We start from the raw sequence: 22,557 nt of genomic DNA, 5'->3' as shown, positions 1-22,557 counted from the left end.
AGAGAGCTGCCCATGGCACGTTTAACGGCAAAAGACTTCCCGCAGGAACTGCTCGAGCTTTACGACTTTTACGCGCATGGCAAGATCACCAAACGCCAGTTTCTCGACCGGGCCGCAAAGTTCGCCGTCGGCACGATGACGGCAACCGCTATATTGGCATCGCTCAGCCCGGATTACGCCATGGCGCAGCAGGTTGAGTTTACCGATCCTGATATTCTGGCCGAATACATCACCTATCCATCACCGGAGGGCACCGGTCAGGTACGCGCCTATCTTGTCCGTCCTGCGAAGGTGCAGGGCAAGGTTCCGGCGGTCGTGGTGGTGCACGAGAACCGCGGCCTCAACCCTTATATCGAGGATGTCGCGCGCCGTGTGGCCAAGGCCGGTTTCATCGCATTGGCACCGGATGGTCTTACGTCGGTCGGCGGCTATCCCGGCAATGACGAAAAGGGCCGCGAATTGCAGCAGCAGGTCGACCCGACCAAGCTGATGAACGACTTCTTCGCTGCCGTCGATTTCATGATGAAAAGCGATCTGACCACCGGCAAGGTCGGGATCACCGGCTTCTGCTATGGTGGTGGCGTTGCCAATGCGGCAGCAGTCGCCTTTCCCGAACTGGCCGCTGCCGTGCCGTTTTATGGTCGGCAGGCACCCAAAGACGAGGTTTCGCGCATCAAGGCGCCAATCTTGCTTCATTATGCCGAGTTGGACACGCGTATCAACGAAGGCTGGCCGGCCTATGAAGAAGCGCTGAAAAAGAACGGCAAGACCTACGAGGCCTATATCTATCCGGGCGTCAATCACGGCTTCCACAATGATTCCACCCCACGCTATGACGAGGCCGCCGCCAAGCTCGCCTGGGACAGAACAATCGCCTGGTTTAGGCGCTATCTGGCGTGATCAGGCCTTGGATTTAACCGCCTTGACGACATGTACGATGCCGACAATGACGGCCCCGATCAGGATGGCGAGCACTGCTTGCAGGAAAGACGTTGCGATCCACTCCAGAACGCCGCCGAAGCTGCTGCCTTCGGTCGGCAGATGGGCGACGATGTTGTGAATGAATTCCTCGACGCTGTGAACGCCGATCGATGCCAGACCGTGAACGATGATGCTGCCGCCAACCCAGAGCATGGCGACGGTGCCTACGGTGCTGAGCACCTTGAGCACGATGGGCATACCCGCAACCAGACCCTTGCCGAACCGCTTACCAAAACCGGTATGGGCATTGCGGGCAAGCGCGACACCCATGTCATCGAGCTTGACGATAAAGCCGACAACGCCATAAACGGCGAAGGTGATCAGGACGGCGACACAAACAAGGATCGCCGCCTGCGTATAGACATTCGAAGGCGGCAGACCGGCAAGCGTGAGTGCCATGATCTCCGCTGACAGGATGAAGTCGGTTCGGATGGCCCCGCTCACAGTTGTCGCTTCAATTTCCTTCGCGGTGGTGGCCTTTGTTTCCGCTTGTTCCTCATCCTTATGCGGCACGAAAAACTCGACCAGCTTTTCCGTGCCCTCAAATGCGAGATAGGCGCCGCCGATCATCAGAAGCGGCATGATGAGACCGGGCGCGAAATAGCTGAAGATCAGCGCCAGCGGCAGCAGAAAGATCAGCTTGTTGCGCAGCGATCCCTTGGTGATTTTCCAGATGACCGGCAATTCCCGTTCCGGCTTCAGACCAACGACATATTTCGGCGTCACCGCCGTATCATCAATCACAATGCCTGCCGCCTTGGCGCTGGCCTTTGCGGTTTGTCCAGCCACGTCATCCAAAGAGGCCGCCGCCATTTTTGCGATTGCTGCCACGTCATCGAGAAGTGCAAACAAGCCGGACGCCATGGGAGGCCTTTCTTTGTCATTGCGATAAAGGTTAGCTAAACTTGTAGGGGGCCTCAGTCCAGCACCTATTGGCAGGGAAAGCCAATTGTATTCGATCTGGAGACAATCTGTGTATGATTGTCAATATATCCAGATGCATTCCGATCATTATATCTTGCTGCAACACAACAGGAGAGATCGCCATGCTTAATCAGATCAAAGGCCTTCACCACGTTACGTCGCTGGCAGCAGATGCCCGTTCGAACAACAAGTTCTTCACGGATGTGCTGGGATTGCGCCGCGTCAAGAAGACCGTGAACTTCGATGATCCGAGCGTTTATCACCTCTATTACGGCGATGAAGTCGGCACGCCGGGCACCGTCATGACCTATTTCCCCTTTCCCGGCATTCAGCGCGGTCGCGATGGTACGGGCGAGGTGGGAACAACCGTTTTTGCAGTCCCGCAAGGCTCGCTCGGTTTCTGGAAGGATCGCTTCGCGCAATCCGCCGTCACGGTCGAATCGGAAGATGCAGCTTTTGGCGAAAAGCGCGTCTTCTTCCGTGGCCCGGATGGCGACAGCTTCGCTCTGGTGGAAGTGAAGGACGATCCGCGCGAGCCTTGGGCGCATGAAGGCATCGATGCCGATCACGCCATTCGCGGCTTTCATTCGGTTTCGATGCGCTTGCGTGACGAGGGCGCGACTTCGGAACTGCTCAACTATATGGGCTATCAGAAACTGGACGCGAAGGATGGCATTACCCGTCTCATCATGCCGGAAGGCAACGGAGCCGGTGTGATCGATCTTCAGACCTTGCCTTCTGTCGGTCGTAACCAGCAGGGAGCAGGTTCGGTGCACCACGTCGCCTTCGCGGTCGAAAACCGCGAAAAGCAGCTGGAAGTTCGCAAGGCCCTGATGGATACCGGCTATAATGTCACTCCAGTGATCGACCGCGATTATTTCTGGGCGATCTACTTCCGGACACCGGGTGGTGTTCTGTTCGAAGTCGCAACAAACGAACCCGGCTTTGATCGCGACGAAGACACCGCGCATTTGGGCGAAGCTCTGAAGCTGCCGTCGCAGCACCAGCATCTTCGTGCTTATCTCGAAGAACATCTCGACAAGATTTAAGCGCGAGCAGGAGACAGATTATGACCATTCAGACCTACGTGCACCGGCTGAAGGCCGGTGCGGTCGGCGCGCCGCTGTTCATTGTCTTTCACGGCACCGGCGGCGATGAAAATCAGTTCTTCGGTTTGGCCGAACAGCTTTTGCCGGAGGCGACCATTGTTTCCCCGCGCGGCGACGTGTCGGAATTTGGTGCCGCCCGCTTCTTCCGTCGGACGGGCGAGGGCGTCTATGACATGCCAGACCTTGCCCGCGCCACGGACAAAATGGCTGCGTTTATCGCCGCTCTGGTCGAAGAGTATCAGCCGTCGGAAGTGATCGCTTTGGGTTATTCAAACGGGGCCAATATCATGGCCAATCTGCTGATCGAGAAAGGCAGGATATTTGACAAGGCAGTGCTTCTACATCCGCTTATCCCGTTCAAACCAGCGAATAATCCGGGGTTGGAAGGCGTGAAAATCCTGATGACGGCTGGCCGAATGGACCCGATCTGCCCGCCGGATTTCACGGAGGCGCTCGCGCACTACTTTGAAAGCCAGCAGGCCTACGTCGATCTTGTCTGGCATCCGGGCGGTCATGAACTGCGCCAGACCGAACTGACAGCTGTGCAGGAATTCCTCGGCTGACAAAGTCGATCACCGCCATTCGTAAGGATGGCGGTGATTTTTATCTCTGTGGAACTCCAGATACCGCACTTGATTTTATCAATATATATTATATGTAAGCGTATATTGAATTTGGAGTTGCCTCATGGATAGTGTTACGGGCACCCTTGCCGTCATGTCGCGCCAGCAGATGGAAAATCGTGCGGGCGAAGTGGCCGAATTGCTGCGCACCCTGTCGCATCCGGCCCGTCTGATGCTGGCCTGTGCGCTGGCGGAAAAAGAATATTCGGTTGGTGAATTGGAACATGGGCTTGGCATTCGTCAGCCGACCCTGTCGCAGCAACTCGGTGTACTGCGGGAATCCGGCATCGTCGAAACCCGGCGCGAAGCCAAGCAAATATTCTATCGCCTGACGGAAACCAAGGCGGCGCAGCTTATCGAGGCGCTGTATGGCATCTTCTGTCATGACGCGCCTAAGGGAGATTTGTCATGATGACCTATCTCCAGTCGCTGGCAGGCGGCATGCTTCTCGGTGCAGCGGCGATTTTTCTTCTGATTTTCAATGGTCGCATTGCCGGTATCAGCGGTATCGTCGGCAGATTGCTGAACGGAAGTCAGGCCGCGCTCAATGCAGCTTTCGTTCTTGGCCTCATTCTCGGTCCGTTGGTCTATGCTGCGCTTTTCGGGAGCTTTCCTGCTACAACCATTTCGGCTTCCTGGCCGATTATCGTCGTCGCCGGTCTTCTGGTCGGCATTGGAACGCGCATGGGCTCGGGCTGCACATCTGGCCACGGTATCCTCGGCATGGCCCGTTTTTCCAAACGTTCCATCGCTGCAACAATCACCTTTCTGATAACTGGTGTTGCAGCAGCAACTCTCGCGGGAGTTCTGTTATGAAAAGTTTCGCTTATTACCGGCTCGCGGCAGCTCTTTTCACAGGCGCGTTATTCGGGTTCGGATTGTCGCTTTCAGGCATGATCGACCCGTCACGGGTGCAGGGCTTTTTGAATATCGCAAGCGGTCACTGGGACCCCAGCCTTGCATTCGTGCTCGGCGGCGCTCTTCTGGTCGCCATCCCGGGCGTAATGCTACAGCGTAAGCTGGCAAAGCCGGTGCTGGATGACAGCTTTCACCTCCCCGAAAAGACCCAGATCGACCGGCCTCTGCTGTTTGGCTCGGCGTTGTTCGGTCTCGGCTGGGGACTGGCCGGCTTCTGCCCGGGACCTGCGGTCGCAGCCTTGTCTATCGGCTTGCCGCAGGTCTGGTTATTCGTGGCTGCCATGGCGGCAGGCATGATCATTCACGACCGTTTTTGGAAGGCTTAAAGCCCGCGCGCAATCACGAGTCGCTGAACTTCGCTCGTGCCTTCATAAATCTGGCAGACGCGCACATCGCGATAGATGCGCTCAACCGGATAATCGGCAAGGTAGCCATAGCCGCCGTGAATCTGGATGGCGGCGGAACAGACTTCCTCTGCCATTTCCGACGCCACAAGCTTGGCCATCGAGGCTTCCGTCAGGCAGGGTTTGCCCGCCTCGCGCAAGGCTGCGGCATGCAGGACCATCTGGCGGGCCGTTTCGATCTTCGTCGCCATATCGGCAAGACGGAAGGCTACGGCCTGATGTTCGGCAATCGGCTTGCCGAAGGTGATGCGCTCTTTGGCATAGTCGCGGGCTGCTTCGAAAGCGGCGCGCGCCATGCCCACGGCCTGCGCGGCAATGCCGATGCGTCCGCCTTCAAGATTGGCAAGCGCAATTTTATAGCCTTCACCTTCCGCCCCCAGCCGGTTTTCCAGTGGCACGCGCATATTGGTGAAAGCCAGCGCGCAGGTATCGGATGAATGCTGGCCGAGCTTGTGTTCGACCGTCATGACCTCGTAGCCTGGTGTGTCGGTCGGCACGATAAAGGCCGAAATGCCCTTCTTGCCCGCAGCGGGATCGGTGACCGCAAAGACAATCACCACACTGCCATTCTTGCCGGACGTGATGAATTGCTTGGAGCCGTCGATCACATAATGATCGCCATCAAGCCGGGCGCGGGTTTTCAGCGCCGACGCATCGGATCCGGCCTGCGGTTCAGTCAAAGCAAAGCCGCCGATCCATTCGCCCGAAGCCATTTTCGGCAAAAAGCGGCGTTTCTGGTCCTCCGTCCCGAAGCGCAGGATGGGTACGCAGCCCACCGAGGAATGCACCGAAACGATGGTGGAGCAGGCGCCGTCGCCTGCCGCGATTTCTTCCAGAGCCAGCGCATAGGCCACCATGCCGAGGTCGGAGCCGCCCCATTCTTCCGGCACAAGCATGCCGAGAAAGCCAAGTTCGCCCATCTCGGTCAGTTCCGCACGCGGAAAGGCATGTTCGCGGTCACGTTGGGCGGCACCCGGTGCCAGACGCTCCTGCGCGTAATCGCGGACAGCCTCGCGGATCTGCTCCTGCGTATCGGTCAGAAGCATCACACGATCCTTTCAATGCCGATTGAGGTGGCTTCGCCGCCGCCGAGGCAGATACCAGCCACGCCGCGTTTCAGGCCATGCGTTTCAAGTGCGGCGAGCAGCGTCACCAGAATGCGCGCGCCGGAAGCGCCGATCGGGTGGCCGAGCGCGCAAGCGCCGCCATGAATATTGACCTTGTCGTGCGCCAGATCGAGATCGCGCATGGCCGCCATCGTGACGACAGCGAAAGCTTCATTGATCTCGAACAGATCGACATCCTTGAGGTTCCAGCCGATCTTTTCCGAGAGCTTGCTGATTGCGCCGATAGGCGCGGTCGCAAAAAGGTTCGGCTTGTCGGCATAGGTCGCATGACCAACCAGCACCGCGCGCGGGGTCAAGCCACGCTTCTCCGCTTCAGATGCGCGCATCAGGACGAGCGCCGCAGCGCCATCGGAAATCGACGAGGAATTGGCCGCCGTTACTGTGCCGCCATCGCGGAATGCAGGGCGCAGCGAGGGGATCTTGTCGAGCTTCGCCTTGCCGGGCTGTTCGTCAATCGAAACCTGCACCTCGGCGCGACCGGATTTCACCGTGACGGGTGTGATCTCTGCCGCAAACAGACCGTCCTTGATGGCCTTTTGCGCGCGGGTCAGCGAGGCAATGGCGAACTCGTCCTGCGCTTCACGGGTGAACTGGTAGGCTTCCGCGCAATCTTCCGCAAAAGTGCCCATCAGGCGGCCCTTGTCATAGGCATCCTCAAGACCGTCGAGGAACATATGATCCAGAATCTGGCCGTGGCCCATGCGATAGCCGCCACGCGCCTTGGACAGCAGGTGGGGCGCGTTGGTCATGCTTTCCATACCGCCGGAAACGATCACATCCGCCGAACCGGCCAGCAACAGATCATGCGCCAGCATGGTGGCTTTCATGCCCGAACCGCACATTTTGTTGACGGTCGTAGCCCCGGTCGAAACGGGCAGTCCAGCCTTGATCGAAGCCTGCCGCGCCGGGGCCTGTCCCTGACCCGCAGGCAGGACACAGCCCATCAAAACTTCTTCGACAGCTTCTGGTGCCAGACCCGCACCGGCCAGTGCGCCGCTGATTGCTGCCGCGCCGAGATCGGTCGCCTGCGCGCCGGAAAAGTCGCCCTGAAAGCCGCCCATGGGGGTGCGGGTTGCGCCGACAATGACAATAGGATCGCTGTGGGACATGATTATTCCTCGCTTCCTGATGGTGAATTTATTTCGCAGCCATGCGCAGCGCACCGTCGAGACGGATGACTTCGCCGTTGAGCATCTGGTTTTCCGCAATGTGGCGCACGAGCGCTGCATATTCCGCCGGGCGTCCAAGCCGCGACGGGAACGGCACCGATGCGCCGAGCGCGTCCTGCACGTCCTGCGGCATGCCTGCCATCATCGGTGTCTCGAAAATGCCGGGGGCAATTGTCATGACGCGAATGCCGTGGCGCGCCAGTTCACGCGCGACAGGCAAGGTCATGGCCGCAACGCCGCCCTTCGAGGCGGAGTAGGCGGCCTGTCCGATCTGGCCGTCAAAGGCGGCAACCGAGGCGGTGTTGATGATCAATCCGCGTTCGCCGCCATCGCCCGGTTCATTATTTGCCATGGCTTCGGCTACCAGCCGCAGCATGTTGAAGGTTCCGATCAGATTGATCGAAATGGTGCGCGCAAAACTGTCGAATTTGTGTGGACCTTCGCGGCCTAGCACCTTTTCGCCCGGCGCAATGCCTGCGCAATTGACGAGCGCATCGATACGGCCAAAAGCCTTGAGCGCGGCAGCAATGGCAGCTTGTCCATCTGCCTCGCTGGTCACGTCGGTGCGCTGGAACATAGCGGCTGCACCAAGCGCTTTCGCCGCCGCTTCACCCGCTTCCGTGTTGACATCCAGAAGGGCTACCTTGCCGCCAGCTTCGACAACCATCCTGGCCACAGCCGCGCCGAGACCTGAGCCCGCGCCGGTGATCAGAAATACCCGATCTTGAATCTGCATAATTGTACCTCAGGCTGTTGTCTGTTGCTGTTTGTCGATTTCTGCCTTGCGCAGCAGAAAGCGCTGGATTTTTCCGCTTGGCGTTTTCGGCAGCTCGCTGACGAAATCGATCTCGCGCGGATAGGCATGGGCGGAAAGCCGTTTCTTCACATGTTGCGCCAGTTCTTCGGCAAGCGCGGGCGTGCCTTCCTGTCCGGGTGCCAGAATGACGAATGCCTTGACGATTTCGGTGCGTTGCGGATCAGGAACGCCGACGACCGCCGCCTCATTGACCGCCGGATGCTCCAGCAGGGCGCTTTCCACGTCGAACGGTCCGATGCGATAGCCGGATGAGGTGATGACATCATCGGCACGACCAATGAAGCTGACGGAACCGTCGTCTTCGAATTCCACCGTATCGCCGGTGCGGTAATAGCCGCCTGCAATGGCTGGTGTTTCCTGCTTGTAATAACCGAAAAACCAGAGCAGTGGCGATTTTGCGATATCGATGGCGAGAACACCCGGCTGGTTCGGGCCGAGTTCATTTCCGGCCTCATCCAGAACCGCGACGCGATAGCCCGGCATGGCATAGCCCGCCGAACCCTGACGCACGGCATGTTCAAGACCGTGGTGATTGTTGACCACCATGCCGAGTTCCGTCTGTCCGTAATGGTCGTGGATCGGCGCGCCGAGATTGGCGTCGAACCAGCGGATCACTTCCGGATTGAGTGGCTCGCCCGCACTGGAAACCACGCGCAGACGTCCCTTGATCCGGGCTGCCGCCTCCGGGCCTGCCGCCATCAACAGGCGAAAGGCGGTTGGCGAACCGGCCAGACTGGTAACGCCCAGACGTTCGATAATGTCGTAGGTGCTTTCGGCGTTGAAACCGCCTTCGTAAAGCGTGGTGGCGATGCCCAGTTGCAGTGGGCCCGTCACGGCATAGTAAAGCCCATAGGCCCAGCCGGGATCGGCAATATTCCAGAAAATGTCGTCGGATCGCAGGCCCACGGCTTCGCGCATATAGGCGCCAAAGGCGAGCAGTGCGAAAAGCGGAACCGGCACGCCTTTTGGCAGGCCAGCCGTGCCGGAGGTGGACATCATCATGAAAAGATCATCACCCTTGCGCATGACAGGCGGACAATCGGTGGAGGCAGCGGCGAGCGCTGCGCGGAAATCGATATCAGCGGCAGGTGCGGTTTCGTCGGGCGCAAGTATCGTTGCGACCTGCGGGCAATTTTCGACTTCGTCAAGCTTGCTGCGATTGGCAAGATTGGTCACGACCAGTTTTGCATCGCTTGTCTTGAGACGGTGTTCGATGGCCTTTGGACCGAAAGCGGTGAAGAGCGGCTGATATATAGCGCCGATACGCCAGGCACCGAGAATGGTTGCAACAAGTTCGGGTGTGCGTGGCAGGAGACCGGCAACGACATCGCCCGCACTGACGCCTGCATTCTTCAGCACGTTGCCGACTTTTGCGGAAAGATCGCGCAATTTTTCAAAGGTGAGTTCTGTCACCTGGCCGTCGGCGGAAATCGCGCGCAGCGCTATCCGGTTCTCGCCGACATAACGGTCGCAGCATTCCACGCAGGCATTGAGGCCGGTGTCGGGATGGCCCGCAAGCTGTGTGATGGCATGATCGAGTTCAAACTTTGCCACGGCGTCATCATAACGCACACGCTGCGTGAAAGCAGACGCTTCAGTCATTCCGGTATTCCTCCCAGACTAGTCACGGCAGCGCCAAGCTCCTCTAGTAACGCTGCGAGGAAGAGGTTAATCCCTCAATCATTGCAAACAATGACATTAGAGGTCTTAATTGGTGACCGTTTTTGCAATAAAGTTCAGTCCATGGAACGCCATAATATCACACCCGGCTTCGTTGAAGATGCTTTGGAAAGCGTGCGCCAGCGTGGCATCGATACCGCGCCATTGATGGCGGCAGTCGGTTTGCCGGATAGACTGACCGAGCCGGTCACGAATATCCAATACGGTCGCCTGTGGTGGCTGATTGCCGAAACCATCGATGATGAGTTCTTCGGTTTGGCCGCACGCCCGATGCGGCCCGGCAGCTTCAACCTGCTTTGTCATGCCGTTTTACATGCGGGCACTCTGGAGCGTGCCTTGCGCCGTGCCTTGCAGTTTCTCAATGTCGTGCTGGACGATCCGCGTGGCGAATTGCGCATTCGCGACGGCATGGCGCATATCGTGCTGACGGATGCAGGTTCGCCGCGCCCAGCCTTCGCCTATCGCGCCTACTGGCTAATCCTGATGGGCGTGGCGTGCTGGCTGGTGGGGCGGCGCATTCCGTTGCGAACACTCGATTTCGCCTGTCCGGCACCCGTGGACCGGCAGGATTATCGAAAATTCTTCGGCGCGCCGGTGCTGTTCGATCAGTCCGCAACGCGACTGGTTTTCGATTCATCCTATCTGGCCTTGCCGATCATTCGCAGCGACGTAGCGCTCGAAAATTTTCTGCGTGAGGCTCCGGCCAATATCCTGATCCGCTATCGCCACGATCACGACATTTCCTCACGGGTTCGCGGGCATCTGAGTCAGATGCCTGCGCAGGAATGGCCTTCATTCGAAGATATAGCCGTACAGTTGAAAATGTCCGCCCCGACGCTGCGGCGCAGGCTGAAAGCCGAAGGGCAGAGTTTTGGAACGATCAAGGACGAGTTGCGCTTCGTAACAGCACAGCAACTGTTGCAGGAGGACAGGCTGACCGTTGCGGAAGTTGCGGCGGAACTCGGCTATAGCGAGCCCAGCGCATTCTATCGCGCCTTTCAAAAATGGATCGGGCAAAGCCCCGGGACATTCAGAAAAATCGAGCCTTCCCAATAAAGGCCAGCGGGTGCAAGCGCATCTGCTCCAACTTTTTTGCGAATGAAAGCGTTAATATCTGTACCCGGCGGTTCTCCGGTGTTAAAGCACCCGCGCAACAAGAACTGGCGGCCTCCCACCGCGCAAGCAGCTGACATATCCGAAAATATCGTATTGACGACAGATTTGGCTTCATTCATGTCGTAATCCGACCGTTTGCTGTTCCAGCCTGGAAACCCTGACAATGACCGAACGTCTTTCTTTCGCCCGTGATCGCATCAATGTTCTTCTTCTCGAAGGCATCAATCCGACTGCCGTTGAATACTTCAAATCCTCCGGCTACACGAATGTCACGCATCTTCCCAAGGCGCTGGACAAAGCCGATCTGATTGAAGCGATTTCGCATGCGCATATCATCGGTATCCGCTCGCGCACGCAGCTGACCGAAGAAATCTTCGCCGCAGCGAACCGTCTGGTTGCAGTCGGCTGCTTTTCCGTCGGCACCAATCAGGTCGATCTGAAAGCGGCCCGCAAGCGCGGCATTCCGGTTTTCAACGCGCCGTTTTCCAATACGCGCTCGGTTGCAGAATTGGTGATCGGCGAGATCATCATGCTGATGCGTCGCATTTTCCCGCGGTCGGTATCGGCTCATGCCGGCGGCTGGGATAAGACTGCGACCGGCAGCCGCGAAGTGCGCGGCAAGACGCTCGGCATTATCGGATACGGCAATATTGGCTCGCAGGTCGGCAATCTGGCCGAAAGCCTCGGCATGACCGTTCGCTACTACGACACATCCGACAAGCTGCAATACGGCAATGTGAAGCCAACGGCGACACTCGACGAATTGCTGAAGATTTCCGATGTCGTCAGCCTGCATGTACCGTCGAACAAGTCCACGTCGAAGCTCATCACCGAAGCACGACTGCGCAAGATGAAGAAGGGCGCCTTCCTCATCAACAATGCGCGGGGCACGGTTGTCGATCTGGATGCGCTGGCAAAAGTTCTTCAGGAAGGCCATCTTGCCGGTGCGGCAATCGACGTTTTCCCGGTCGAGCCTGCTTCCAACAACGACAAGTTCGTTTCACCGATTCAGGGCATCGAGAATGTCATTCTGACGCCGCATATTGGCGGTTCGACGGAAGAAGCGCAGGAGCGCATCGGCATCGAAGTGACGCGCAAGCTGATCGAATATTCCGATGTTGGCTCGACGCTGGGCGCCGTGAACTTCCCGCAGGTTCAGCTTCCGCCGCGCCCGACCGGCACGCGCTTCATGCATGTGCATGAAAACCGTCCCGGCATCCTCAACAGCCTGATGAACATTTTCTCCACGCATGGCATCAACATCGCCAGCCAGTTTCTGCAGACGGATGGCGAAGTGGGCTATCTCGTGATGGAAGCTGACGGCGTCGGCGAGGCCAGCGACGACATTCTGAACGCCATGCGCGAAATTCCCGGCACCATTCGCGCGCGCCTTCTGTACTAACAGTCAAAACAGCTGTTTTAATTCTATGACGGCGTACCCCGGTGCGCCGTCATATTCGTTTCAAGAAACTGTATTATATGCCCGGCAAATAAGGACTTTTTGCCATGCAGTTTTTAAAGACATTTGATCTCTTTCCTTTTCTGGATACGGTCGTCAGCCTGACCGCAGCATTCATTTTCGGCACGCTGATCGGCGCGGAACGCCAGTATCGGCAGCGGACCGCAGGACTGCGCACCAATGCTCTGGTGGCGCTCGGCGCTGCCGCTTTCGTCGACCTTGCGGTACGTATTGCCGGGGCGCCGGAATCCACGCGTGTAATTGCCTATGTCATTTCGGGTATCGGCTTTCTGGGCGCAGGCGTCATCATGAAAGAGGGCATGAATGTGCGCGGCCTCAACACTGCCGCGACGCTCTGGTGCTCGGCAGCAGTGGGCGCATTTGCGGGAACCGACATGGTTGCCGAAGCTGCGTTGCTCACGGTTTTTATCCTGTTCGGCAACACGCTTCTGCGTCACCTCGTCAATCTCATCAGCCGCATCCCGATCCATGAACGCGCTTTGGAGCAAACTTACGAAGTGCGCGTCATCGCTTCTCATGACGGGATGGAGGAACTGCGCGAATTGCTGGTCGAACGGCTGGAAGACGCGAAGTATCCGGTCAGCGACGTGGAGATCACTGATCGCAACCCGAAAACCGTGGAGATACTGGCAACCCTGGTCAGCACATCCATCGAGCCGGATGAAATCGAGGCAGTCACTGCTTTCATGGAAAAGCAGAACGGCGTTTTCTATGCGGGCTGGGAAGGCAGTTCGAAGGACTGACGCTCGAAGGCTATGCGCTTATCGGTCGATGCGCGTGGAAAGCACAATGGACGACATGGTGCGTTCCACGCCTTCAAGCGCGCCGATCCTGTCGAGAACTGCGTCCAGTTCCTGAATAGAGGGCGCTTCAACCACGACAATCATATCGAAATGACCGCTGACGGAATGGAGCGTTCTGACCGTCATCATGCCGCGCAGCGCGGTTTCAACCTTTGGCGCTAGTTTGGGCAGTGCTGTCACTAGCACATGGGCGCGCACCAGATCGCGCTCGAATTCCGGTGCGATTCGAACGGTATAGCCCTCGATGACGCCCTGCTTTTCCAGCTTTTCGATGCGGCTTTGCACAGTTGTTCGCGAGACGCCCAGGCGTCGGGCGAGCTCGGCTGTGGAAGCGCGCGCGTTTTCACGAAGGAGGGCGATGAGGTTCAGGTCTGCATTTGTCGGCATAATGCATAATTATTACGGCATAATGTGCAAAGAAACAACGTCAGATCGTCGGTTCATACGCTTCTTTTTGCATAAGACTATGCGATTCTTGCATATCGAATTGCATTCCAGTGGGACCAGAAAGGCCAAGGGGAAAACAAAATGAAACAGATCGTTGTCGTCGGCGCAGGTAAAATCGGTGCAACCATTGCCGATCTTCTGGCTTCCACAGGTGAGTATGACGTCACCGTCGTCGATCGTTCGCAGGCACAGCTCGACGCGCTGGAATCCGGTGCCGCAGTCAAGACGCAGGCGCTCGACATTGAAGACGCCAAGGCGCTTGAAGCTGCCCTTACCGGCAAGTTTGCCGTGCTGAGCGCCGCTCCGTTCCACCTGACCACCCGCATCGCCGAAGCCGCTGCCAAGGCAGGCGTTCACTATCTCGATCTGACCGAAGACGTTGCCAGCACGCGCCGCGTGAAGGAACTGGCCCAGGACGCCAAGACGGCTTTCATCCCGCAGTGTGGCCTTGCCCCGGGCTTCATCTCCATCGTCGCTTATGATCTGGCCAAGCGTTTCGACAAGCTCGATAGCGTTCGCATGCGCGTCGGCGCTCTGCCGCAATATCCGTCCAATGCGCTCAACTACAACCTGACCTGGAGCACCGACGGCGTCATCAACGAATATATCGAGCCTTGCGAAGCCATCGTGGACGGCGAACTGTCGGAAGTTCCAGCGCTGGAAGAACGTGAAGAATTCTCGCTCGACGGCGTGACCTATGAAGCGTTCAACACCTCGGGCGGACTCGGCACGCTGTGCGAAACACTGGAAGGCAAGGTGCGCACCCTCAACTACCGCACCATTCGCTATCCGGGCCACGTTGCGCTTATGAAGGCGCTTCTGAACGATCTCGGCCTGCGTCATCGCCGCGAAGTTCTGAAGGACATCTTCGAAAACGCGCTACCGACTACGCTTCAGGACGTTGTCGTGATCTTCGTGACCGTTTCCGGCACCAAGAATGGCCGTCTGGTTCAAGAAACCTACGCAAACAAGGTTTATGCTGCGCAGGTTGGCAAGATCGTCCGTTCCGGCATCCAGATCACCACGGCTTCGGCCATTTGCGCGGTGCTCGACATGCTGGCCAAGGGCGACCTGCCGCAGAAAGGCTTCATTCGTCAGGAAGACATCACGCTGGAAGCATTCCTCGCGAACCGCTTCGGCAAGGCCTATGCACAGGACGACCATTCCACGCGTCTGGTTGCCTGATTTTTCTGGGCTGATGAACTTGGGCTCACTGCGTGTCAGCGCAGTGAGCCCTTTCGTGCTTTTGGCCAAGGGGGCTTGCCACCGGGGCTTTGAGAAACGGGCGAACTCTCGCCTCATGCAACGGCACTCCGGTCAACAGCCGGAATTGCACAGGACTATGAAACAGGGAAATCATGTTGAAATCAGTTTTGCTGGCCGGTCTGGCCACTGTCGTCCTCGCCTTGCCCGTTCAGGCCAAGGAATGGAAGGAAATCCGTATCGCCAGCGAGGGCGCATATCCTCCGTTCAATTACATGTCGCCAGAAGGCAAGCTCGTTGGCTTCGATCTCGATATCGCCAATGCTCTGTGCGAAGCCATGGAAGCCAAGTGCACGGTCGTCGCCAATGATTGGGATGGCATGATCCCCGGCCTGCAGGCCAACAAGTTCGACGCAGTGATCGCATCGATGGCCATCACGCCGGAACGCGAACAGCAGGTTGCCTTTACCGAGCGCTATTACACGACGCCGCTTGCGGTCGTCGTGCCCAAGGATACGGACCTCACTTCGCTTGAACCGTCGGCATTTGATGGCAAGACCATCGGCGCACAGGCTGGCACCACGCAGGGCAATTATGCCGATGACGTTTATGGCAAGGCTGGCGCTGACGTGAAGCTCTATCCGACCGCCGACGAAGCCAATGCCGATCTGGAAAGCGGTCGCGTCGATGCGATTGCAGCCGACAAGTTCCTCGCTGCCGACTGGCTGAAGAAGCAGGGCGCGGATTGCTGCAAGTTCCTCGGCGACATTCCGGGTTCCGAAACCAAAATCGCCGTGGCGCTGCGCAAGGGCGATGACGATCTGCGCGAGCAGTTCAATGCCGCGATCAAGAAGATCCGCGAAAACGGCACCTACGACACGATCCGCAAGAAGTACTTCGATTTCGACATCTATTGATCTTAAAATATCATCGGATGCCGCCAAAAGGCTACTTGATGTTGGCGGCATCCGGTGCTTCAGTCAAACTGAAGCCGATGAGGTTCGCGCGCTGCACTAAACAGCGAATTTCTGTCGGACGAACTAAAAAGCAGTCAACAAAATAAGCATTTAAGGGGAAACCATCATGCTGAAATCTATCCTTGCCGCGGGCCTTTTTGCTGGCCTTTCCACTGTGGCCGCCGTTATTCCGGCGCAGGCAAAGGAATGGAAGGAAATTCGCATCGCGACGGAAGGCGCTTATCCGCCCTTCAACTTCGTTGCTGCTGACGGCTCCCTTCAGGGGATGGACGTTGAAATTGGAAAAGCGCTCTGCGCTGCCATGCAAGCCAAGTGCACGATTGTCGCCAATGACTGGGACGGCATGATCCCCGGCCTGAAGTCGAATAAGTTCGACGCTGTTCTCGCTTCCATGAGCATCACCGAAGAGCGCAAGAAGCAGGTCGCATTCACGGACAAATATTATTCCACGCCGCTCGCAGTCGCCGTTCCGAAGGACAGCGCGATCACTTCGGTTGACGTTGAAGCGTTGAAGGGCAAGACCATCGGCGCGCAGGCTTCCACGACGCAGGCAACCTATGCCGAAGACGTTTATGCAAAGGGTGGTGCCGAAGCCAAACTTTACCCGACCGCCGACGAAGCCAATGCCGATCTCAAGAGCGGTCGTCTGGATGCCGTCGTGTCGGACAAGTTCCCGCTCGTGGATTGGCTTAAGGCTGATGGCGCTGATTGCTGCAAGCTGCTCGGAGACGTGCCGGGAACGCAGACCGCAGCCGGTATTGCCGTCCGGCAGGAAGACAACGATCTGCGCGAACAGCTGAATGCCGCGATCAAGAAAATCCGCGATGACGGCACCTATGCCACCATCGTGAAGAAATATTTCGACTTCGACATTTATTGATCCCGACCAGCAGCAGACTTTGCTGCAAGCAGAAACGCGCCAGCTAAACGCTGGCGCGTATTGTAATGAGAATGCCGGAAATACCGATGCAAAATCAGGATATTATCGTTCTAGGCGCTGGCATTGTCGGCGTTTCGGCTGCGCTTCATTTGCAGGCGCGCGGACGTTCCGTCTGTCTGATCGACAAGGCAGAGCCGGGGCAGGGAACGAGTTTCGGCAATGCCGGCCTGATCGAACGCTCCAGCGTCATTCCCTATTCCTTTCCGCAGGGTTTTGGGAAGCTTCTGCGCTACGCCACCAATCGCCGTACCGATGTGCGCTATTCTCCGCTTTATGTTCCGCGGATGGCGCGCTGGCTTTACCGTTACTGGCGGGAATCGTCGCCGGAACGTCTGGAGATTGCCGCGCAGGCCATGCTGCCGCTGATCGAAGCAAGCGTGCATGAGCATGATGCTCTGATTGCAGAGGCGGGCTGCGAAAAGCTCATTCGCAAACAGGGCTGGATGCAGGTTTACCGCAACCAATCCGCTTTTGATGCCGCGGTGCGTCGTCTACCCAATTTACAGCGTTTTAATCTGGCCTATGACATTCTGGATGCCGGAGCCTTGCGCGCACGCGAAACCGCTCTGGGCGAGGTTGCGGGTGCCATTCACTGGCTCGATCCCAAATCGGTGGTCAATCCGGCTGGACTTGTGCGGGCCTACGCCGATCTATTCATCAATCGCGGCGGCAGATTTGTACATGGCGACGCGTCAACGCTGGCGCAGAATGGCGACAACTGGCAGGTGACGACGCGGGAAGGGCCGGTTAAGGCGCGTGAGGTTGTCGTGGCGCTTGGGCCTCAGTCGGGGCTCATTTTCCGCCGCTTCGGCTATCCCATTCCGCTGGGCATCAAACGCGGCCATCACCTGCATTTCGCAATGCGCAACAATACGCGACTGGGCCATACAGTGGTGGATGAGGAAGCCGGTTACGTTTTGGCGCCGATGGTGCAGGGTGTACGGCTGACCACCGGCATCGAATTCGCTTCGCCCTCGGCTGCGGCCAATCGTATCCAGCTTGGAAAGACGGAGAAGATTGCGCGGCGTCTGGTGCCGCAGCTTGGAGAGCCGGTGGACAGCACGCCATGGCTTGGTCTGCGCCCATGCCTACCAGACATGCGACCGGTGATTGGTCCGGCACCGCGCCACAAGGGATTGTGGTTCGATTTCGGCCACGCCCATCATGGCCTGACGCTGGGCCCTGCAAGCGGACGCCTCATCGCTGAAATGATGACAGGCGAGAAAACCTATATCGATCCGACGCCTTATTCGGCAGAACGCTTCCTGTAATCGTTGAATATTTTGTGACAGGCTTGTCAGAGGCGACGAAGCGGGGCTATCAATTCACCCCTCACATTATTCCGCAGTTCTGCGGACCAATTGATCCGGAAAATCCTCGTGAAAAAGAATTCCCTGGGCCGCACCGGCCTCTCTGTCACTGAAATTTGCCTCGGAACCATGACCTGGGGTGTGCAGAACACCGAAGCCGACGCCCACGAACAGCTGGATATTGCTGTCGATGCAGGCATCAACTTCATCGACACGGCGGAAGGCTATGCCATTCCGATGAGCGCTGAAAGCTACGGCAAGACCGAGACCTATATCGGCAACTGGTTCAAGAAATCGGGCAAGCGCGACAAGGTCATTCTCGCCAGCAAAATTGCGGGCGGCGGTCGTCAGGAGTGGATTCGCGGCGGCGCCCGCCCAAGCCGCGCCAGTGTGCGCGAGGCGGTTGAGAACAGCCTGAAGCGCCTTCAGACCGATCACATCGATCTTTACCAGATCCATTGGCCGATGCGCTCGCATTATCATTTCGGACAGGGGTGGAATTTTGATTTCACCAAGAACGATGCGAAGTCGGAATTGCAGCATATGCATGACACTTTGCTCGGCTTCGACGATATGGTTCGCGAAGGCAAGATCCGTCATGTCGGTCTTTCCAACGAAACCGCATGGGGAACGATGCGCTGGCTGCGTCTGGCTGAGGAACACGGTCTGCCGCGCATGGCGTCGATCCAGAACGAATATGGTCTGTTGCAGCGCCACTATGATTACGACATGGCTGAAGTGTCTTTGGCGGAAGATATCGGACTGCTGGCCTATTCGACACTCGCCGCAGGCGTGCTGACGGGCAAATATCTTGGCGGCAATGTGCCAGCCGGTTCACGCGCGGCGGTCACCGATGGCGGCCTGTGGCGTGACAATTCCCATTCGGAACCGGTGGTGCGTGCTTATATCGATGTTGCCAGGAAGCATGGCCTCGATATCGCCCAGATGGGCATTGCCTTCTCGTTGACCCGCCCGTTCATGACCTCGGTCATCATCGGGGCCACGACTGTTGAGCAGCTAAAGACGGATATCGCGGCCCATGAGCTGAAACTGTCGGACGAAGTGCTGGCTGATATTGCGGAAGTTTACCGCAACAATCCGCGCCCGCTCTGATCGCGCTCAATAGAGCGCGGTTCGATGTGATTGGATCAGATCGGCGCTCTAATTCTTTGTTTTAACGCGCATCTTTTCCGAAAACCGTTTCACACTTTTCGGGATGCGCTCTAATGCTGACTATGAAAAGCCCGGTTTTGACCGGGCTTTCTGTTATCCGGCCAGATAAATCTCATTCTTGACGATCCACTGGTCGATTGGGGTCATGCTGGACGAACTGACAATGACCATGCGATCAAAACGAAGACTACGACCGGACAGTGCATCTGAAAGACGTTTCATTTCGACGCGTTTCTCCGGCGTCTCATGAACGCCATAGGCAAGAGACACATGCGGGACGAAACTTGCGAGATCGTCCATGCCCGAAATGCCGATTGTATCTCGCTTCAAATTCATCAGCGGCGGCGTTTTCTCCAATTCGGCATAGAACGAACGGAAATACGCTTCCGTTGTAGTTATACCGTCGATCTTGATATCGAGCGGCTTGCGCCCTATCGCAAGGCTGAGAATCAGCGGTTGAAGCTCTTCAGCCGAACGTTCCATATCGGGGATCAAGGTCGCATGCGGTTCGAAAACTGGTGTATCAAAGCGAAGCGCCAGATCGCGAACTATCGTTTCGAGAAACTGGAGGTCGCCACGCGACGGGCGCAGCCAGACGGAATGAAATGTCATGGGTCAGGCACCCTTTGCGCCCTTGGTCGCATGGTCGGTTTTCAGTGGCCGCACACTACCGCGCAGAATGAGCGGCATGTCCAGGATAATCGTCTGCGGCGGCTCATTGGGTGCGCTTTGTCGTTCATCGAGCAGGCGAACGATTTCCGCCGAAAGGCGCTCCGCATTCTGATCGAATGTCGTCAGACGATATGCGCCCCAGCGCGCCTCGGCCACATTATCGAAACCGATGATCGAAAGGTCCTCCGGAATGCTGAGATTATAGACATCGCGCGCGCAGTCCATCAGGCCAAACGCCATCAGATCATTGACGCAAAGCACGGCTTCAACCCGATCCTTATCGCCAAGAAGCAGCGAACCGGCGGCGAACCCGCTGTCATAGTCCGTCAGTTCACCGCGCTGCACGACCACCGGCAGGCCCATACTGGCCGCCTTGGCTACAAATGCTTGCTCTCGTTCCACAAGGCTCGGACTGCCGACGCTTGATGTAATCAGGCCAAGCTTTTTTAAACCCCGCGCAGTAAAAACATCGACCGCCGTTTCTGCTGCGAGTTTGTTGTTGGCGTGGACGCGGTCTGCCCCGGCCTCGGTCCGGCCCACGAGAATGAGCGGTTGGCCATTTCGCTGCGCCAGTTCGACGAAGGACGAGGAAGGCATGCCCGACAAAACCACCGTCGCTTCCGCACGATAGCGCAACAGCGCCTCGTGGGCGGCAGAAAGGTTCTCGCCATGCTGACCGGTGGGGATCAAAACCGGCACATTGCCGCGCGCCGCAAGACGTCGGGAAAGGGTGGCGATCTGGCGGGCACGAAAAGGGCTGTCGGGATCGGCGGCGATCATGCCGACGATACGGCTGCGGTGGGCGAGAAGACCGCGAGCAAGATCATTGACCTGATAGCCAAGCTTGTCGGCGGCTTTCAGCACTTTCTCGCGGGTTGCAGCCGAGACGCTCGCGCCGGGCGTGAAGGTGCGCGAGACGGCGGAGCGCGAAACGCCTGCTTCCTGCGCCACTTCATGCGCGCTGATGAAGCGCGGGCCACCACTGGCGTCCTGATCCTGCTGAGCCATTTCTAGCGCCCCACTTTCGAAAGAACATCGGCGCGAAGAAAGCGCTCCACAACGAACATGAATGCAATCGACGGCACAAGCAGTATCAAAGCGCTGATTGATGCAATCTGATAGTTGCCGCCAGAGCTTGCCGTATAGAGCAAGAGCGGCAGGGTGGAAATGTCCGGTGCGCCCACGAAATAGGTCCCGGTAAATTCATCCAGCGATTCGAGGAAAACGAAGATTGCGCTTGCCAGCAGCCCCGGTGCGGCGATTGGCAATGTGATGTCGAAGAAGGTTTTCATCGCGGAAGCGCCCATGGAACGCGCGGCTTCTTCAAGCTCGCTGTCGATGGCCGAGAAGGCAGCGGTTGCAATCCAGACCGCATAGACCAGACCATGCGTGACATGCACCAACACCACGCCGATGATCGTGCCGTTGAGGCCGAACGAATAGAACATTTGCGCGATGTTCACATAGACCGGGAGGTTGGGAAAGGCTTGCGGGATCAGGAGCGTCAGCAGGATCAGGCCACGAAACGGCAGTTTCAGCCTTGCCAGCGCATAGCCCGCTGGAATGGCCAGACCAAGCGAGACGATCACGGTCAGGATCGCGATGAGAACACTGGTTCCAAGCGACGACAAGGCATTGCCGCGCGGCGAAAACACATTCGCCCAGAAGGAGAAACCGTATTGCAGCGGCAGTGTGTGTGGAAAATACCAACGTTCCGCCACAGCCCACAGGAGGAGGTTGGCCAGCGGGCCGAAAATCGCGAAGGCCAGAAGGCCGAGTATGATGCCGCGCGGTATCCAGCGCCAGTCGAAGGTGGTGCTCATTTGCCGTGCTCCTTCATGGTCTGGCGCAGATAGATCCACGCCACCAGACTGGTCATCAGCAGCGAAATCGTGCCAAGCGCATTGGCGACACCGTAATCGCCATAGGCATTGATGCGGAAGGCCATATTGGCGGTAATCATGGTGGGTGATTGCGCGTTGATCATCAGCGGTACGGACAGGACCGACATCATGGTCACGAAGCTTAAGATAAGCCCCACAAGAAGCGTCTGGCGCACCTGTGGCAGAACAATCTCGATCAGGATACGCAGGCGTCCTGCGCCCAGATTGCGGGCGGATTCAATGGTGCTTCTGTCGAGCGAAGCCATAGCGCCTGCCAGCAGCAGGGTGACGAACGGGGTCTGTTTCCAGACGAAAGCGATGGTAATGCCGCGCCAGTCAAGAAAGCTCATCGCCTGCAACGGCGTCAATATGCCGGTTTCGATCAGCAGGCTGTTCATCAGACCGTTCTTGGCGAGAAAGGTCCGCAAAATCTGTCCGACGACGATAAAGGGAATGAACAAGGGCCAGCGATAGAGCCACCGCAGGACCGCGACAGCGCGCGGATTGGAGCCGAGCGTCAGGTAACCGCTGATCACGATGGAAAGCAGCGCTATCAGCGCCGACGACAGCACGACGATCAGCAATGTGAACAGAATGTCGCTTGAATAAAGCTCGAATGTCTTGGTAAAATTGCCGAAACCCCATTGCCCGGACACATAAAATGCTCCGGTGAGGGCGCCGAACAGCGGCACGATGAACAATACCACGACGATTGCCAATGCAGGCGCGACCAGCAGTAAACCCGTCAGTCTTGGCGACATTCGAGACCTCATGAAAACGATGGAATGCCGGATGCGCCTG

At 57.6% G+C, this 22,557-nt stretch carries 24 protein-coding genes; 14 read left to right on the top strand and 10 right to left on the bottom strand.

From position 1 onward, the window contains the following. Positions 1–12: 12 nt before the first annotated feature. Entirely contained in the window at positions 13–900 is an 888-nt protein-coding gene (gene yghX / locus QLQ11_RS14345) for a YghX family hydrolase (RefSeq protein ID WP_124915851.1), read from the top strand. Here the strand turns inward: yghX and QLQ11_RS14340 are convergent, their stop codons facing one another. Beyond that, complete coding sequence (locus QLQ11_RS14340) at positions 901–1,845, bottom strand: DUF808 domain-containing protein (protein WP_109367305.1); 945 nt, start codon at positions 1,843–1,845, stop codon at positions 901–903. 182 nt (positions 1,846–2,027) lie between these two features. Here QLQ11_RS14340 and QLQ11_RS14335 point away from each other — a divergent pair, with 182 nt between their 5' ends. The 5 genes from QLQ11_RS14335 (at position 2,028) to QLQ11_RS14315 (ending at position 4,881) form a co-directional block, all read left to right on the top strand. Then, entirely contained in the window at positions 2,028–2,954 is a 927-nt protein-coding gene (locus QLQ11_RS14335) for a VOC family protein (RefSeq protein ID WP_109367306.1), read from the top strand. Between the two features lie 20 nt (positions 2,955–2,974). Continuing rightward, positions 2,975–3,577, top strand: a complete 603-nt coding sequence (locus QLQ11_RS14330; RefSeq protein WP_109367307.1) for an alpha/beta hydrolase — start codon at positions 2,975–2,977, stop codon at positions 3,575–3,577. 124 nt (positions 3,578–3,701) lie between these two features. Beyond that, entirely contained in the window at positions 3,702–4,049 is a 348-nt protein-coding gene (gene bigR, locus QLQ11_RS14325) for a sulfite-sensing transcriptional repressor BigR (RefSeq protein ID WP_109367308.1), read from the top strand. Then, positions 4,046–4,453, top strand: a complete 408-nt coding sequence (locus tag QLQ11_RS14320) for a YeeE/YedE family protein (RefSeq protein ID WP_109367309.1) — start codon at positions 4,046–4,048, stop codon at positions 4,451–4,453. Before bigR ends, QLQ11_RS14320 begins: the two co-directional genes overlap by 4 nt. Continuing rightward, complete coding sequence (locus tag QLQ11_RS14315; RefSeq protein WP_109367310.1) at positions 4,450–4,881, top strand: YeeE/YedE family protein; 432 nt, start codon at positions 4,450–4,452, stop codon at positions 4,879–4,881. The genes QLQ11_RS14320 and QLQ11_RS14315 overlap by 4 nt, the downstream gene beginning before the upstream one ends. On the opposite strand, the gene QLQ11_RS14310 is transcribed toward QLQ11_RS14315, so the two are convergent. Genes QLQ11_RS14310 through QLQ11_RS14295 form a run of 4 tightly spaced genes read right to left on the bottom strand, consistent with a single transcriptional unit; the run spans position 4,878 to position 9,674 of the window. Next, positions 4,878–6,005, bottom strand: coding sequence for an acyl-CoA dehydrogenase family protein (locus QLQ11_RS14310; protein ID WP_109367311.1), 1,128 nt, complete (start codon positions 6,003–6,005; stop codon positions 4,878–4,880). The genes QLQ11_RS14315 and QLQ11_RS14310 overlap by 4 nt on opposite strands. Further along, the gene (locus tag QLQ11_RS14305) at positions 6,005–7,195 is read right to left on the bottom strand and encodes an acetyl-CoA C-acyltransferase (RefSeq protein ID WP_283736152.1); all 1,191 of its coding nucleotides are present in this window, start codon (positions 7,193–7,195) and stop codon (positions 6,005–6,007) included. Before QLQ11_RS14305 ends, QLQ11_RS14310 begins: the two co-directional genes overlap by 1 nt. A gap of 28 nt (positions 7,196–7,223) precedes the next feature. After that, positions 7,224–7,991, bottom strand: coding sequence for a 3-hydroxyacyl-CoA dehydrogenase (locus QLQ11_RS14300; RefSeq protein WP_283736151.1), 768 nt, complete (start codon positions 7,989–7,991; stop codon positions 7,224–7,226). Positions 7,992–8,000: 9 nt separating this feature from the next. After that, entirely contained in the window at positions 8,001–9,674 is a 1,674-nt protein-coding gene (locus QLQ11_RS14295) for an acyl-CoA synthetase (protein ID WP_109367314.1), read from the bottom strand. A 141-nt stretch (positions 9,675–9,815) separates the two neighbouring features. Between QLQ11_RS14295 and QLQ11_RS14290 the strand changes: the two genes are divergently transcribed. The 3 genes from QLQ11_RS14290 to QLQ11_RS14280 all read left to right on the top strand — a co-directional run bounded on the left by QLQ11_RS14290 (position 9,816) and on the right by QLQ11_RS14280 (position 13,091). After that, positions 9,816–10,808 (top strand): AraC family transcriptional regulator, encoded by a 993-nt coding sequence (locus QLQ11_RS14290; protein ID WP_109367315.1) that lies wholly within the window; start codon positions 9,816–9,818, stop codon positions 10,806–10,808. Between the two features lie 223 nt (positions 10,809–11,031). Further along, complete coding sequence (serA, locus tag QLQ11_RS14285) at positions 11,032–12,270, top strand: phosphoglycerate dehydrogenase (RefSeq protein WP_109367316.1); 1,239 nt, start codon at positions 11,032–11,034, stop codon at positions 12,268–12,270. Between the two features lie 104 nt (positions 12,271–12,374). Further along, positions 12,375–13,091 carry an MgtC/SapB family protein gene (locus QLQ11_RS14280; RefSeq protein ID WP_109367317.1) on the top strand — a complete coding sequence of 239 codons (717 nt, stop codon included), beginning with the start codon at positions 12,375–12,377 and terminating at the stop codon, positions 13,089–13,091. Between the two features lie 18 nt (positions 13,092–13,109). Here the strand turns inward: QLQ11_RS14280 and QLQ11_RS14275 are convergent, their stop codons facing one another. Further along, positions 13,110–13,538 carry an Lrp/AsnC family transcriptional regulator gene (locus tag QLQ11_RS14275; RefSeq protein WP_078336932.1) on the bottom strand — a complete coding sequence of 143 codons (429 nt, stop codon included), beginning with the start codon at positions 13,536–13,538 and terminating at the stop codon, positions 13,110–13,112. 141 nt (positions 13,539–13,679) lie between these two features. Between QLQ11_RS14275 and QLQ11_RS14270 the strand changes: the two genes are divergently transcribed. From QLQ11_RS14270 to QLQ11_RS14250, 5 genes are all read left to right on the top strand, one after another. Beyond that, positions 13,680–14,783 carry a saccharopine dehydrogenase family protein gene (locus tag QLQ11_RS14270; protein ID WP_109367318.1) on the top strand — a complete coding sequence of 368 codons (1,104 nt, stop codon included), beginning with the start codon at positions 13,680–13,682 and terminating at the stop codon, positions 14,781–14,783. Positions 14,784–14,956: 173 nt separating this feature from the next. Continuing rightward, a complete protein-coding gene (locus QLQ11_RS14265) occupies positions 14,957–15,718 on the top strand; it encodes an ABC transporter substrate-binding protein (RefSeq protein WP_109367319.1) in 762 nt (253 codons plus the stop codon). Positions 15,719–15,896: 178 nt separating this feature from the next. Further along, complete coding sequence (locus QLQ11_RS14260; protein ID WP_371830817.1) at positions 15,897–16,658, top strand: ABC transporter substrate-binding protein; 762 nt, start codon at positions 15,897–15,899, stop codon at positions 16,656–16,658. 80 nt (positions 16,659–16,738) lie between these two features. After that, on the top strand, positions 16,739–17,989 hold the full coding sequence (locus QLQ11_RS14255; RefSeq protein ID WP_109367982.1) for an FAD-binding oxidoreductase: 1,251 nt from the start codon (positions 16,739–16,741) through the stop codon (positions 17,987–17,989). Between the two features lie 108 nt (positions 17,990–18,097). Next, positions 18,098–19,141, top strand: coding sequence for an aldo/keto reductase (locus QLQ11_RS14250; RefSeq protein WP_283736150.1), 1,044 nt, complete (start codon positions 18,098–18,100; stop codon positions 19,139–19,141). A 153-nt stretch (positions 19,142–19,294) separates the two neighbouring features. Here QLQ11_RS14250 and QLQ11_RS14245 read toward each other — a convergent pair whose 3' ends face one another. Genes QLQ11_RS14245 through QLQ11_RS14230 form a run of 4 tightly spaced genes read right to left on the bottom strand, consistent with a single transcriptional unit; the run spans position 19,295 to position 22,517 of the window. Next, positions 19,295–19,813, bottom strand: coding sequence for a 2'-5' RNA ligase family protein (locus QLQ11_RS14245; RefSeq protein WP_283736149.1), 519 nt, complete (start codon positions 19,811–19,813; stop codon positions 19,295–19,297). A 3-nt stretch (positions 19,814–19,816) separates the two neighbouring features. Further along, the gene (locus QLQ11_RS14240; protein ID WP_109367323.1) at positions 19,817–20,881 is read right to left on the bottom strand and encodes a LacI family DNA-binding transcriptional regulator; all 1,065 of its coding nucleotides are present in this window, start codon (positions 20,879–20,881) and stop codon (positions 19,817–19,819) included. Positions 20,882–20,883: 2 nt separating this feature from the next. Further along, on the bottom strand, positions 20,884–21,696 hold the full coding sequence (locus tag QLQ11_RS14235; protein ID WP_109367324.1) for an ABC transporter permease: 813 nt from the start codon (positions 21,694–21,696) through the stop codon (positions 20,884–20,886). Beyond that, positions 21,693–22,517 carry an ABC transporter permease gene (locus QLQ11_RS14230; RefSeq protein ID WP_121538298.1) on the bottom strand — a complete coding sequence of 275 codons (825 nt, stop codon included), beginning with the start codon at positions 22,515–22,517 and terminating at the stop codon, positions 21,693–21,695. The genes QLQ11_RS14235 and QLQ11_RS14230 overlap by 4 nt, the downstream gene beginning before the upstream one ends. Positions 22,518–22,557: the final 40 nt, after the last annotated feature.

Origin of the sequence: Ochrobactrum sp. SSR (assembly GCF_030067775.1) — a bacterium.
In the GTDB taxonomy this organism is placed as follows: Bacteria; Pseudomonadota; Alphaproteobacteria; order Rhizobiales; family Rhizobiaceae; genus Brucella; species Brucella teleogrylli.
Note: the sequence above shows the minus strand (reverse complement) of the source record. Positions and strands in the feature narration are given on the sequence as shown.

What these genes read in the sequence shown, in the direction of transcription:
- QLQ11_RS14320 (WP_109367309.1), top strand. Translation starts at nt 4,046, where the DNA reads ATGATGACCTATCTCCAGTCGCTGGCAGGCGGCATGCTTCTCGGTGCA.
- QLQ11_RS14245 (WP_283736149.1), bottom strand. Translation starts at nt 19,813, where the DNA reads ATGACATTTCATTCCGTCTGGCTGCGCCCGTCGCGTGGCGACCTCCAG.
- QLQ11_RS14330 (WP_109367307.1), top strand. Translation starts at nt 2,975, where the DNA reads ATGACCATTCAGACCTACGTGCACCGGCTGAAGGCCGGTGCGGTCGGC.
- QLQ11_RS14315 (WP_109367310.1), top strand. Translation starts at nt 4,450, where the DNA reads ATGAAAAGTTTCGCTTATTACCGGCTCGCGGCAGCTCTTTTCACAGGC.
- QLQ11_RS14235 (WP_109367324.1), bottom strand. Translation starts at nt 21,696, where the DNA reads ATGAGCACCACCTTCGACTGGCGCTGGATACCGCGCGGCATCATACTC.
- QLQ11_RS14230 (WP_121538298.1), bottom strand. Translation starts at nt 22,517, where the DNA reads ATGTCGCCAAGACTGACGGGTTTACTGCTGGTCGCGCCTGCATTGGCA.
- QLQ11_RS14280 (WP_109367317.1), top strand. Translation starts at nt 12,375, where the DNA reads ATGCAGTTTTTAAAGACATTTGATCTCTTTCCTTTTCTGGATACGGTC.
- serA (WP_109367316.1), top strand. Translation starts at nt 11,032, where the DNA reads ATGACCGAACGTCTTTCTTTCGCCCGTGATCGCATCAATGTTCTTCTT.
- QLQ11_RS14265 (WP_109367319.1), top strand. Translation starts at nt 14,957, where the DNA reads ATGTTGAAATCAGTTTTGCTGGCCGGTCTGGCCACTGTCGTCCTCGCC.
- bigR (WP_109367308.1), top strand. Translation starts at nt 3,702, where the DNA reads ATGGATAGTGTTACGGGCACCCTTGCCGTCATGTCGCGCCAGCAGATG.
- QLQ11_RS14310 (WP_109367311.1), bottom strand. Translation starts at nt 6,005, where the DNA reads ATGCTTCTGACCGATACGCAGGAGCAGATCCGCGAGGCTGTCCGCGAT.
- QLQ11_RS14300 (WP_283736151.1), bottom strand. Translation starts at nt 7,991, where the DNA reads ATGCAGATTCAAGATCGGGTATTTCTGATCACCGGCGCGGGCTCAGGT.
- QLQ11_RS14305 (WP_283736152.1), bottom strand. Translation starts at nt 7,195, where the DNA reads ATGTCCCACAGCGATCCTATTGTCATTGTCGGCGCAACCCGCACCCCC.
- QLQ11_RS14340 (WP_109367305.1), bottom strand. Translation starts at nt 1,845, where the DNA reads ATGGCGTCCGGCTTGTTTGCACTTCTCGATGACGTGGCAGCAATCGCA.
- QLQ11_RS14295 (WP_109367314.1), bottom strand. Translation starts at nt 9,674, where the DNA reads ATGACTGAAGCGTCTGCTTTCACGCAGCGTGTGCGTTATGATGACGCC.
- QLQ11_RS14270 (WP_109367318.1), top strand. Translation starts at nt 13,680, where the DNA reads ATGAAACAGATCGTTGTCGTCGGCGCAGGTAAAATCGGTGCAACCATT.
- QLQ11_RS14290 (WP_109367315.1), top strand. Translation starts at nt 9,816, where the DNA reads ATGGAACGCCATAATATCACACCCGGCTTCGTTGAAGATGCTTTGGAA.
- QLQ11_RS14335 (WP_109367306.1), top strand. Translation starts at nt 2,028, where the DNA reads ATGCTTAATCAGATCAAAGGCCTTCACCACGTTACGTCGCTGGCAGCA.
- QLQ11_RS14275 (WP_078336932.1), bottom strand. Translation starts at nt 13,538, where the DNA reads ATGCCGACAAATGCAGACCTGAACCTCATCGCCCTCCTTCGTGAAAAC.
- QLQ11_RS14240 (WP_109367323.1), bottom strand. Translation starts at nt 20,881, where the DNA reads ATGGCTCAGCAGGATCAGGACGCCAGTGGTGGCCCGCGCTTCATCAGC.
- yghX (WP_124915851.1), top strand. Translation starts at nt 13, where the DNA reads ATGGCACGTTTAACGGCAAAAGACTTCCCGCAGGAACTGCTCGAGCTT.